Raw genomic sequence first — 12,246 nt, forward strand, 5'->3', positions numbered from 1 at the left:
TTCTTTTTACGGTGAGATGGGTTTACGAGTCATGATCTGCATCAAGCAAGATTTTGTTTGATTTTTCATCTAAATCTATGTTTTATACCTAAGTATTAATAGGGTTACGTGACTATTTTAAATGTAAATCAATAAATTAGGTAAAATCACTTACTCTTTATTAAACACATTACAATACTTAGATATTTAGAGGTACTCCCTTTGGAGTATATGTTATTTAGCGGTTTTTTAAGGCAAGATAGACCAGATCAAACTGGGAATACATCATGAAAATGCACAACATTCAATGGCATTATCGCTTTTCAATTATTAATCAAATCGCTATTTTAATGTTGCTTTTCACACTATTTGGTGTGGTAGGTATGGCTATTTCTAACCACATTATTTTAAGCGTACAAGGCAATGCCCACGCCATTAATAAATCCGGCTCACTGCGCATGCAAAGCTATCGTTTACTCTCAGCCTTACCCCTTGATGATAAGCACCGTGATTATCTACAAGAATTAGAAAATGATTTAGATAGTAAAGAGTTACGTCAAGTATTAAGCACCTCATCACTGCAATCACAATATGTACAACTGACTCATTACTGGAAAGAGACATTAAAACCGACTTTGTCAGCAGCCAAACAGCCTAATGATGCGAAACAAGAAGTTATCTTTTTTGTTTCTCAACTCGATACATTAGTATCAAGTATTGACCAACTTACTGAACAAAAAATCCGCCTAGTCGCTTATACTCAACTTATCTTTACCGCTCTTACCTTATTACTGCTGTTTGGTTCTGTTTGGCATTTTCGTCGTCGCTTATTACTGCCTTGGCAACAATTGATGTCCATGGCTAATTCTATTGGACATGGTGATTTTTCAACTCGTTTTCGGCCTCGTCCTCACCATGATGAAATTGCCACACTAGGAATTGCACTTAACACCATGTCAGAAGAGCTATCGACGCTCTACAGTGAATTAGAACAACGAGTCATTGAAAAGACCCATGATTTACAACAGAAAAATAAGGTTCTCTCTTATCTTTATCACTCAAGTCAACAACTGCATTCCCAAGCGCCACTTTGCGCTCGCTTAAGGCAGATCCTTGCAGAGCTACAGCATATTATTCCTGATAGCTATTTGCAGATCCGTCTATATGAAGATAATCAACATACATTATTTAATGAGATAAGCTTAGCCCCTTCCTCACGCCCTGAATATTGTCCAACGCCAGACTGTGAGCGTTGCAATGAAGATGCCAGCATCACTACACCGTTAAATAATCGCTTATTACATTGGGAATTGACCGATCAGATCCACCGCTATGGTTTATTCGTAATGCAGTTACCGGAAAATAGTGTACTTACTGACGAACAGAATAATTTAATGCTCTTATTGACTAAGCAAATTTCCGCAATGCTTGCCATGGAGCAACAAAATGAACAGCAACAACAGCTATTATTAATGGATGAGCGTTCAGCGATTGCACGTGAATTACATGATTCGATTGCTCAATCGCTATCATGTTTAAAAATGCAGGTCAGTTATCTACAAATGCAATCGGAAACCTTGCCAGATAACTGTCAAAAACTACTAAAAGAGATGCGAGAAGAGCTAAATGTGGCTTATCGTCAGTTAAGAGAATTACTGACCACATTTCGCTTGAAATTGACAGAGCCTGGCTTATTAGCCGCATTAGAAAATACACTAAATGAATTTAATCAACGTTTAGGGTTTGCTATCCATTTTGATTATCAGTTACCTGCAAAATGTGTTAATTCACATCAAAGTATTCATGTGGTGCAAATTGTCCGTGAAGCATTAAATAATATTCTGCAACATGCGAATGCAAACTGGGCCGAAGTCGCATTAACACTTAATAATGGCATCGTTGAACTACAAATTAATGATAATGGTGAAGGTATTACGCCTAATCCCGAAAAGATAAATCACTACGGACTGATTATTATGCGTGAACGCGCGAATAGTCTGAATGGCTCTTATAGTATAAGGGTTCGCAAAGAAGGTGGAACGCAAGTATTTGTCACATTTCCGTTAATCACTACCCATAAAGATCCTATCGAAAAGGGAGCAAATCATAATGAATAATATGGGAGCAGTCGCAGACAAAGCGACTATTTTATTAATTGATGATCACCCGATGTTACGCAATGGTGTGAAACAACTTTTAAGTCTTGATACAACATTAACTGTCGTTGGTGAAGCTGGCGATGGTATTCAAGGGGTAAAATTAGCTGAAGAGTTAGATCCTGATTTAATCCTACTCGATCTCAATATGCCGGGTATGAATGGTTTTGAAACACTCGATCAATTGCGATTACGATCGCTCTCTGGGCGGATCGTTGTGTTTAGTGTATCAAACTACAGTGATGATCTGATCACCGCCTTAAAACGAGGAGCGGATGGCTATCTCTTAAAAGACATGGAGCCAGAAGAGCTATTAGCCGCTTTAAAGCAAGCAGCCGCAGGGAAAATGGTGGTTAGCCCAACATTAACCCCCATTTTAGCGCAGTCACTGCGAGAAGATCGTTCTGAAGGTGAGCGGGATATCGACCAACTCACCCCACGAGAGCGTGATATTTTAAAGCTGATAGCACAAGGGCTATCCAATAAGATGATCGCACGTAAACTCGATATTACTGAAAGTACGGTTAAAGTACATGTCAAACATCTACTCAAAAAGATGAAATTAAAATCTCGTGTTGAAGTCGCGGTTTGGGTTCATCAACAACGTGTGGATTAATCAAAATTGGGCACAATGGGTTGGTGAATATTCATTAACTCCACCAATTCCTTTGCCCCTTTTTGTAGTGACTCGCCTTTTAACCACATTGCATGTACCGGTAAGCGCAATTCATTTTTAGTATTTTTAAATTGCAGTTGTTTTAATTTTCCCTTTTGTAACTGCGTATAAATCAGCGAATAAGGTAAATTCCCCCAGCCCATCCCCGCTTCAACCATACCTAATGCCATTTGAAAGTTATCTGTTTGCCAGTAATTAGTCGCCACTAAAGAGCGTACATCTCTTATCTCTTGAGTATGGCTGGCTATCATTATCTGTCTTACATTCACTAAATCTTCAATAAATACCCCTGCAGGGTGAGCAAGTGCAATATGACTTGCCGAAATTGTGGCAACTAATGACTCAGAGCCCAAATATTGAAATTGTTCATCGCCATTGACGTATAACCCACCATACACGAGACATAATTGGATTTTACGTGCGTGCAGCATCTCAATAATGTCATCTTGTGCCGCGGTTACTACATTCACTTTTAGTAAGGGGTAACGCTGTGTTAACTCAGATAATGCCGGTAATAAATAATCGGGATTAATATCTGCCGCGACGCCAATATTTAATATACTTTCCAGATCCATTGAAAGCTCTTGTGCATGAACCTGTAATAGCTTTAATTGCTCAGCAATCATTCTGGCGTGAGGTTCAAGTGCTTTAGCTTTTTCTGTTGGCCGTGGCTCTCTTGATGAACGCTCAAACAGCGCATAACCTAATTCAGCCTCCATATTAGCAATCGCCATACTGACCGCAGAAGGAACACGTTTTAATGAACGCGCAGCCGCAGAAAAAGAGCCTTTATCCATAACGGCTAAAAATATCGCGATATGTTCACTTGAGAACTGCATGTTCACTCCTGATGTTTCAGTTAAATTGATATTAGCTAACTTTTTCTGTCACTATTACTGATTTATCTTACGATGCTTAACCACACTGATCCACAAAAAAAGAGAGTATCATGCAAGGTATTAAGCGAAAAATTGTCTATGTTACCGCTTATGAAGTATTTGGTTGGGTTATCTCATCGGTAGGACTGGCGCTTTTAGCCGATAGTTCAACCGCTGTTACGGGGCCACTCGCACTCATTATTACCACTATCGCGGTAAGTTGGAATTTTATTTATAACTGTTTATTTGAATTTTGGGAGAGTCGACAAAAGTCGAGAATTCGCACCTTTAGACGCCGTCTTGCTCATGCGGTAGGTTTTCAGCTTACGTTGGTGGTTTACCTTATTCCGCTGATAGCTTGGTGGCTAGGGGTTTCATTATGGCAAGCACTGGTGATGGATTTTGCACTTATTATCATCATCCCTTGCTATACATTTGTCTATAACTGGGTATTTGACAAAATTTTTGGCTTACCAAAATCAGCATTACCCGAAGATGTACCTGTTGCTTAATAAAGTGATGTAGAAGTGATCGTTATTTCGATCACTTCTCTATTGGATAAATATCTTCTAACGCAAATTGTTCAATCCCACCTTCTAATTCACAACGCCCTAACCCAATATTTTTATCATCTGCCGTCGTCCTTCTTAGCAATTTACCGGTCACTTGTGATAATGCGCTATCTAACTCCAACACACGATAATATTCCTTCATATAGCTCTCTTCACCCAATGCCATATAAACCAAAAACTCATCGCCGACTTTAATGTTCATATATACCCTTATTTTTCATTATCCTGCTAAATTCAATGATGAAAATTAGTCTAACTAATCATTATCCATTAAAAATTGACTTATTCGATATTACATTAAATTAATTTATTAGTTTCCAACTCATCATAATGATGCTGATCAGAATAAATAACAGAGTTAAATATTGAAAAAAGCGCTCAGATAAATACACCAGTAAATAGCGCGCTAAAGGAATCGAAATAAGTGATCCTAAACAAAGAATGATGGCCGTATGCACATCGGTATAGCCACCAGCACTATAAGCAATAGCAGAGCCACCTGACAAGATTGTAGTAATAAATATAGAACTACCGATCGCTTCCTTAATATTCATTTGTGCAAAACGCATAAGCACAGGTAAGACAACCAATCCCCCACCAACCCCCGTCGCCCCTAAGACAAATCCGGCACTCATACCGGGAACAAAAAGAGAACTCAGAGGAATTGATGAGCTAGGTGCCAATGATGATAACGGATGTGATGATGTAGATTTTTTGAATATTCGTTGTAAAAAAAGGAACATTGAAAAGATAATCGCCACAATCATCAGGATATTAATGCCTAATTCAACCTGCTGATAATATTGAGGTTGTGATCCCAACCAGGTTACCCCATAGCTGGCTAAAAATGTGGCCGGAAACATGATCCCTAAAATCAATAATGCTGGTTTTAATGGAATATTTCCTAAACGAAAATGAATATAAGAAGAGGAAATTTTCATTAACATCGATAATAAATTAGCGGTCGCCACTGCTGCTAATGCATTCATTCCAAATAAATAGATAAGCACAGGTAATAAGATAACACCACCCCCAACTCCCGTTGTGGTGATAACTAAACCTATAGCAGAACCAATAAGGAGTTGAGTGACCAGCAGCATCTAATTTCCTTTTGTAGAAAACATATTCAGTTTCGATTATAAGCAAAATAACTTATAACCAAAAGGAATTAGATATAACAAATAAGAATATAAAGACAGTTATTATAAAAAAGCCTCTTATTGCTAAGAGGCTTACTCGATAATTGTTTGATAACTCAGCTAGTTAATCTCAGCTAATAGACTGTCTGCTGAAAAATAGTCACCGGCTTTCGCCTTTTGCTGCAATACACCATGACAGGTAGCAACCACCTGTACTTCCATTTTCATCGCCTCCATAATGGCGATAACATCCCCTTGATTGACTTTATCACCATCGGATAATAACCAACTATGTAATATCCCTGAAATCGGTGCAGTGACCGCATTTTCCCGCACCTGACACTCTTTGTGCTCGCTAATAGCCGTGGGTATAACGGCCGAGAGTGAAAGTAATTGTGCGGGTAGCGCTAATTGATGACGACGACCATCTATTTCAATAAAGGTACGTACTAATGGTCCATTTTCTGCTGGTATACTACGAGGAAAATGACTGTTTTTTGCTTGAAAATCGCTTTCAATCCAACGAGTATGAACACTGAAGTTATCAATAAAATCAGGATGTTCCATCATTTCGCGATGAAAAGGTAATACACTGGCTACGCCTGCGATGTTAAATTCAGCTAAAGCTCGTCGCGCTCTCGCAATGGCTTGTTCACGACTTGCCCCTGTTACAATAAGTTTTGCCATCATTGAATCAAATTGACGTGATACTTGGTCATTTTCCGCCACACCACTATCAACACGAACGCCCGGCCCAGCCGGTTGACTAAATTGGCTAATTAAACCGGGGGTGGGTAAAAAACCTTTTGCCGGATCTTCTGCATTGATCCTAAACTCAAAACTATGACCACGAGGCTCAGGGGTTTCATTAATACTTAACGGTAATCCCTCAGCAATACGCAATTGTTCAATCACTAAATCAATACCGGCTGTTTCTTCAGTCACCGGATGCTCTACTTGTAGACGTGTATTCACTTCAAGGAAAGAGATTGTCCCGTTCGCACTCAATAAGAATTCTACCGTCCCCGCACCGATATAACCTGCTTTAGCACAAATGTCTTTTGCTGATTGATGAATACGTTGCCGTTGTTCATCAGTTAAATAAGGGGCAGGGGCCTCTTCAATAAGTTTTTGATTACGGCGCTGTAATGAACAATCTCGTGTACCAACTACCACGACATGGCCTAATTTATCAGCAATAATTTGTGCCTCAATATGGCGAGGCTTATCAAGAAATTGCTCAACATAGCATTCACCACGACCAAATGCGGTTACTGCTTCTCTTACCGCTGAATGGTAAAGCTCTTCAATTTCTGCCATATGATGGGCAATTTTTAGGCCTCGTCCACCACCACCAAATGCCGCTTTAATGGCGATAGGCAAGCCATACTGTTTCGCAAAATCCAGAACCTCTTTAGCATCACTAACCGGATCAGCAGTACCATTCACCAATGGTGCACCTACGGATTGTGCAATTTTACGCGCTTGAACTTTATCCCCTAATACTTCGATAGTCTGTGGATCTGGGCCAATCCAAAGGAGTCCCGCTTGCTGTACCGCTTTAGCGAAATCAGCTCGCTCAGAAAGGAAGCCATAACCAGGGTGGATCATGGTGGCTTTGCTTTTATGGGCAATTTCAATGATTTTATCTATCGCTAAATAACTTTCTTTCGGTGAGTTACCCTTTAAACCATAGGCTTCATCTGCAAGACGCACATGTAATGCATCTATATCATCATCTGCATAAATAGCAATGGACGTTGCACCATAATCCTGACAAGCACGAATAATACGAACTGCGATTTCACCTCTGTTAGCAATCAACACTCGATGCTTCACTCGTTGCTTTTGGTTAGTTGTTATCATGAGTGGCATACTCCTATCAATATTCTTGAAATAAAGTAATTGGGTTAAAACGAATTTTAGCGTTAATAGGGATTTGCCCCGCCAATGACAGATGGTATTCGGCAACTGCCCCAATTACGGGGTATCCTCCAGTGAGAGGATGATCATGAAGAAATAATACCGGTTGACCATTAATCGGTACTTGTATGGCGCCAATGCAAGTTCCTTCACTCGATAACTCTTGTTGTTGCTGACGTTCAAGCGATTTATCCCCCAATAGACGTAATCCGATACGGTTAGATTGTGGTGTCACTTGCCATAATTGTGAGGTTAATGTTTTTATCGCATCTTCTGTAAACCAATCCGTACGAGGCCCTAACACAATATCAAGGGTAACGATATCCTCTTGCTTTGGTAAACTGAAACTCGGTTGCTCTTGGCTAATAATGCCCGTTGATGCGTTATCATCGTTTAGATGAAGAATATCGCCATTTTGTAAGGCTCGAGGGCCAATCTGAGCTAAAGTATCAAACGCATAACTACCTAACACTGGGCTTAATTCAAAACCCCCTCTCACTGCCAGATAACTACGAACCCCCGCTGTAGGTATTCCTACTGTGATTTCATCTCCACTACGTATATCAATAGTTTGATAGGTAGAAAAAAAGGCTATATCTCCGGTCGTTTGTTTTAAGCTAATCGTACAATCTGCACCTGACAGCGCTATGACACAGTCTTGTTGCGCTTTTAGTATTAATCCACCTTGTGTTATTTCTAATGCTGCTAATGAAGGCGGGTTTCCCACTAAGCGATTCGCTGCATGTAACGCACATTTATCAAGTGCTCCTGATGCACTAACCCCCATTGATGCAGCACCTAAACGCCCTTCATCTTGAAATAAGGTTTGTAGACCTGCGGAAATAACATATAGCCCTTTATCCTTGTTAAAGGATAAAGCATTAATAGATTGTTTTTTCTCAGGTAATGAAACCGTCACTGGCGCTTTTTGTACATCAACAAACTGTACAGTATCACCAGGTAATAAAAATGCCGGCTGTTCACGTGAGAGATCCCACATTTTTATCTCTGTAGTACCAATTAATTGCCAGCCACCAGGGCTTTGCTGTGGGTAAACACCGCTAAATTCTCCCGCTAATCCTACAGAGCCTGCGGGGATACGTGTACGTGGTGTTTTACGTCGAGGAACATAAAGCTCAGTTTTATCAGCAATTAAATAAGCAAATCCCGGTGCAAACCCCGTAAAAGCAACTTGATAAGTTTGTTCTGTGTGTCTGCGGATCACCTCTGTCGCAGTGATCCCCAATAATTCAGCCACCTCATGCAAATCTTCTCCTTGATAATGAACGGGGATTGTTAATAAGTGACTTTGACGCATCGCGATCGCTTTTATCTCGATATTGCGCAATATTGCCACTAACTCTTTCGCCGTAATTAACCAAGGTACATATTGGATCAATAGTGTTTTTGCCGCTGGAACAATATCTTCTATCTCAGCAATATTGGCTTGCTTAATTGCTTCATAAAACGCCAATGTCTCTTTTAATGAAGTCAACTCAACTAATATGTGAGATAAATTAACAGGTAAAAAGCGCAAAATACGCCTCCCTTTTATTGCCAATAACGGATCGGGCGGCTGCTGTAATAGCATCAGGCGTTGCTTGCATAAAATAAGTCATTACGCCTCCTTTATTCCTATTGCAGATGTGAAAGGTTTTATCGCAATACCGTGTGTTATTAAGATCTCTTTGACGCTTTTTGCGAGATTAACCGCATCAGGACTATCACCATGAACACAAATAGAATCCGCCTGTATAGCAGTAAAAGTACCCTCTATCGATTCAACACCCCCTTTTTGTACTAGCTTTAACATACGCTGAGCCACCAATTGAGGATCGTGTAATACAGCCCCCTCTTGTTTGCGCGAAACAAGTGTGCCATCAGCATGATAAGCTCTATCAGCAAAAGCTTCGGCAACAACATGTAATCCTTTCTCTTTCGCAAGTGTGATCAGTGGCGATCCCGCTAAAGCCACTAATATAAGTTGTGGATCAATAGCTAAAATAGCTTCAATAACCGCTAATGCTTGGCGTTTATCATGAGCAATGGTGTTATAAAGCGCACCATGAGGTTTAACATAAGTCACCTTCATACCGACAGCTTTTGCTAAACCTTGCAAAGCGCCAATTTGATAAATGACATCAGCGGTTAATTCATCACTGGCAATATCCATATTGCGTCGCCCAAAACCCACTAAGTCAGGATAAGCAACATGAGCACCTATCGCGACTTGATGCTGTTTCGCTGCTTTTAATGTTTTTAAAATGCCTTCTGGTGAACCGGCATGAAAACCACAAGCAATATTGGCACTGCTGACAATTTCAAGCACTGCAGCATCATTGCCCATACGCCATTGACCAAAGCTTTCACCTAAATCACTATTTAAATCTACCGCTTTTATCATCGTTATTATTCTCTTAAGCAATATTGAGGTAATTGAAAATAGCGCCAACAGACATGATCCCCATATACCAAGTCAAAGCGCAGACTAAAATTGCCGACCATTGCAACCACATTGGATATTTATAGCCATTCATAAGATCTTGACGACGCCATGCAACAAAAATAAATAACGTCATACCAATAGGTAAAATCAATCCGTTGAAGCCACCAGCAAAGACTAATAAGGCAGCAGGAGCTGTTCCCATAACCATATAAATTGCCAATGAAATAGCGATAAAAATAATGGTAGCAATATTGCGTTGACGCTCTGTAATACCCTTTTTAAACACGGTTATAAACGACATAGACGTATAAGCAGCACCAATCACACTAGTCAACGCAGCTGCCCATAAAATAAGACCAAAAATTCGTAGTCCAGTTAAGCCCGCTGCATGTTGGAATGCTTGAGAAGCAGGATTAGCCGCATGGCTGGAAATATCTAGTGTCACTCCACTTGCGACAACACCTAAAATTGCTAAAAATAGGATATAACGCATTAATCCAACCACTAATATCCCTTTAGTTGCCGCGCTAGATACCGCATCGATATTTTCAATACCTGTTGTACCTTTATCGAGCAGACGATGTGCTCCTGCATAACAAATATAACCACCAACCGTACCTCCGACGATGGTTGTTATAGTGGCAAAATTAATCGTATTAGGCAGTACTGTTTGTTTTAATGCTTCACCTATAGGAGGATTGGACGCAAACATTACAAAAAGTGTTAATAAAATCATCACGATGCCAAGAACAATGATCATGCGATCAATAAAATGACTCGCTTTGCGTGAAGAGAAGATATAAATCGCCAGTAAAGCACTTAAAACCCCACCCCATTTAGGATCCAGTCCTACCATGGCATTAAGCCCTAAACCAGCCCCAGCAATATTACCGACATTGAATACCAAACCACCAAAAATAACCAATACAGCTAATAAGTATCCACTACCGGGAATTGCCTTATTCGCAATATCAGAAGCGCGCATGTTAGTCACGGTAATGACTCGCCAAATACTTTGTTGCACAACAAAGTCAATGACGATAGAAGCTAATATCCCAAATGCAAAGGCTGCTCCCATCGTCGCTGTAAAGGTAGCTGTTTGCGTAATAAAACCTGGACCAATTGCAGATGTAGCCATTAAAAAAATCGCTGCAATTAATGATGAACGCCTATTTTTTATAAATGATGGTGATGTTGTATTCACAGGATCTTGTGTAGCCATAACTGGCCCCCTTTTATCATAATTATTTTAATTATTATTGCTTAGGTAAGTAGTAAGGCAATTAGCATGCCATTGTTGAGTACGGAGTAATAATTGTTAATCAATAGATATTAGATTGTTGAACAATTAATAATAATAGATGAATAAATAAGCAAATAGATTTAAATATGCGATGATAAAAGTGCCAACAAGATCTCATTTTTAACATTTTATTGACATTTGCGTGGGGGAGTAAAAAATAGATATGCCCCAAAATAGCGCATAAAAAAGAGTTATGCGCAAAATTGGTGCATACATTTTGGCATCAAATACAGTTGATAATATAAAAATTTATTAATGATTTTGTTAACTATTTTTAATAAAAACAAGGATAAAGAGAGTGAGGAAACTAGCACAGTTGTATATTAGAGGTTATATATTATATAGCTGACTGTTAGAATAGAGGCTTCTATTACGTTTATAGCAGAAGATAATGCAGAAAAAAACATCACCACAGATCCTTTGCCAAAAAATCGCTGATATTATTCGCCAAAAAATTACTATCGGTGAATTACCTCCAGGAGAGAGGCTTTCAGAAGCTACTTTAAGCGAACAGCTTGAAATATCTCGTAATACATTAAGAGAAGTATTTCGTATATTAACCCAAGAAGGCCTATTAACCTATAAACCTAATCGTGGTGTGTTTGTTTCTGTACCAGATATGGCATCAATTATGGATATTTATCGCGTAAGAAGGCTGATTGAATGTGATGCTTTACGACATGCCTATCCAATGCACCCAGCCATTTCCCGCATGCAAGATAACGTTAATCAAGCAAAAATATTTCAACAACAAAAAGATTGGAATAGCGTTGGAACCTGTAATATGCATTTCCATACCGCTATCGTCGAGCTTTCTGATAGCCCTAGGTTATTTAAACAATATCAACTTATTTTAGCAGAATTACGATTAGCCTTTGGTTTACTCAATGATCCCCAGTTATTACATGCTCCTTATATTGAGAAGAATGAGCATATTTTAACGCTATTGATGAATGGGAAAGCGCAAGAAGCGGCAATCGAAATGGAAAGTTATTTAGAAATATCCGAGCGAACCGTATTAGCCGCTTTTTCTCGCCACAACATCTGTTAATATCAACGAAAAATAGATAGTAAAATTGCCCTCATCTAGAGCATGCTTAAATTTACAGGATTAGTTTTCAAACGCAAAAAAGCCAACCTATTGGGTTGGCTTTCTCGTCTTATTTAATGCTTG

11 protein-coding genes are annotated in these 12,246 nt (G+C 39.4%); 4 read left to right on the plus strand and 7 right to left on the minus strand.

Going from position 1 to position 12,246, the window contains the following annotated elements; all coding sequences use genetic code 11:
- Positions 1 to 266: 266 nt before the first annotated feature.
- On the plus strand, positions 267 to 2,096 hold the full coding sequence (narX, locus tag HMPREF3129_RS05065; protein ID WP_004245429.1) for a nitrate/nitrite two-component system sensor histidine kinase NarX: 1,830 nt from the start codon (positions 267 to 269) through the stop codon (positions 2,094 to 2,096).
- 1 nt (position 2,097) lies between these two features.
- Positions 2,098 to 2,751 carry a two-component system response regulator NarL gene (gene narL, locus HMPREF3129_RS05070; protein WP_369744359.1) on the plus strand — a complete coding sequence of 218 codons (654 nt, stop codon included), beginning with the start codon at positions 2,098 to 2,100 and terminating at the stop codon, positions 2,749 to 2,751.
- Here narL and HMPREF3129_RS05075 read toward each other — a convergent pair.
- Entirely contained in the window at positions 2,748 to 3,650 is a 903-nt protein-coding gene (locus HMPREF3129_RS05075) for a LysR family transcriptional regulator (RefSeq protein WP_004245431.1), read from the minus strand. The two genes, narL and HMPREF3129_RS05075, sit on opposite strands and share 4 nt — an antisense overlap.
- 110 nt (positions 3,651 to 3,760) lie before the next feature.
- On the opposite strand from HMPREF3129_RS05075, the gene HMPREF3129_RS05080 reads away from it, so the two are divergent.
- Positions 3,761 to 4,201 (plus strand): PACE efflux transporter, encoded by a 441-nt coding sequence (locus HMPREF3129_RS05080; RefSeq protein ID WP_004245432.1) that lies wholly within the window; start codon positions 3,761 to 3,763, stop codon positions 4,199 to 4,201.
- A gap of 31 nt (positions 4,202 to 4,232) precedes the next feature.
- Here the strand turns inward: HMPREF3129_RS05080 and HMPREF3129_RS05085 are convergent, their stop codons facing one another.
- The 6 genes from HMPREF3129_RS05085 to HMPREF3129_RS05110 form a co-directional block, all read right to left on the minus strand.
- Positions 4,233 to 4,463 carry a hypothetical protein gene (locus HMPREF3129_RS05085; RefSeq protein ID WP_004245434.1) on the minus strand — a complete coding sequence of 77 codons (231 nt, stop codon included), beginning with the start codon at positions 4,461 to 4,463 and terminating at the stop codon, positions 4,233 to 4,235.
- A 100-nt stretch (positions 4,464 to 4,563) separates the two neighbouring features.
- The gene (locus HMPREF3129_RS05090) at positions 4,564 to 5,361 is read right to left on the minus strand and encodes a sulfite exporter TauE/SafE family protein (RefSeq protein WP_036894122.1); all 798 of its coding nucleotides are present in this window, start codon (positions 5,359 to 5,361) and stop codon (positions 4,564 to 4,566) included.
- A 159-nt stretch (positions 5,362 to 5,520) separates the two neighbouring features.
- Positions 5,521 to 7,266, minus strand: coding sequence for an acetyl/propionyl/methylcrotonyl-CoA carboxylase subunit alpha (locus tag HMPREF3129_RS05095; protein WP_036908428.1), 1,746 nt, complete (start codon positions 7,264 to 7,266; stop codon positions 5,521 to 5,523).
- A gap of 16 nt (positions 7,267 to 7,282) precedes the next feature.
- Positions 7,283 to 8,860: a 5-oxoprolinase subunit B/C family protein gene (locus HMPREF3129_RS05100; RefSeq protein ID WP_004252802.1), complete on the minus strand. Its 1,578-nt coding sequence runs from the start codon at positions 8,858 to 8,860 to the stop codon at positions 7,283 to 7,285.
- Positions 8,861 to 8,941: 81 nt separating this feature from the next.
- Positions 8,942 to 9,727: a LamB/YcsF family protein gene (locus HMPREF3129_RS05105; protein WP_004248853.1), complete on the minus strand. Its 786-nt coding sequence runs from the start codon at positions 9,725 to 9,727 to the stop codon at positions 8,942 to 8,944.
- Between the two features lie 13 nt (positions 9,728 to 9,740).
- Positions 9,741 to 10,991: an NRAMP family divalent metal transporter gene (locus tag HMPREF3129_RS05110; protein ID WP_004245440.1), complete on the minus strand. Its 1,251-nt coding sequence runs from the start codon at positions 10,989 to 10,991 to the stop codon at positions 9,741 to 9,743.
- 472 nt (positions 10,992 to 11,463) lie between these two features.
- Between HMPREF3129_RS05110 and HMPREF3129_RS05115 the strand changes: the two genes are divergently transcribed.
- Positions 11,464 to 12,123 (plus strand): GntR family transcriptional regulator, encoded by a 660-nt coding sequence (locus HMPREF3129_RS05115; protein ID WP_020945108.1) that lies wholly within the window; start codon positions 11,464 to 11,466, stop codon positions 12,121 to 12,123.
- Positions 12,124 to 12,246: the final 123 nt, after the last annotated feature.

The organism is Proteus sp. HMSC14B05, assembly GCF_001808035.1.
Lineage (GTDB): Bacteria > Pseudomonadota > Gammaproteobacteria > Enterobacterales > Enterobacteriaceae > Proteus > Proteus mirabilis.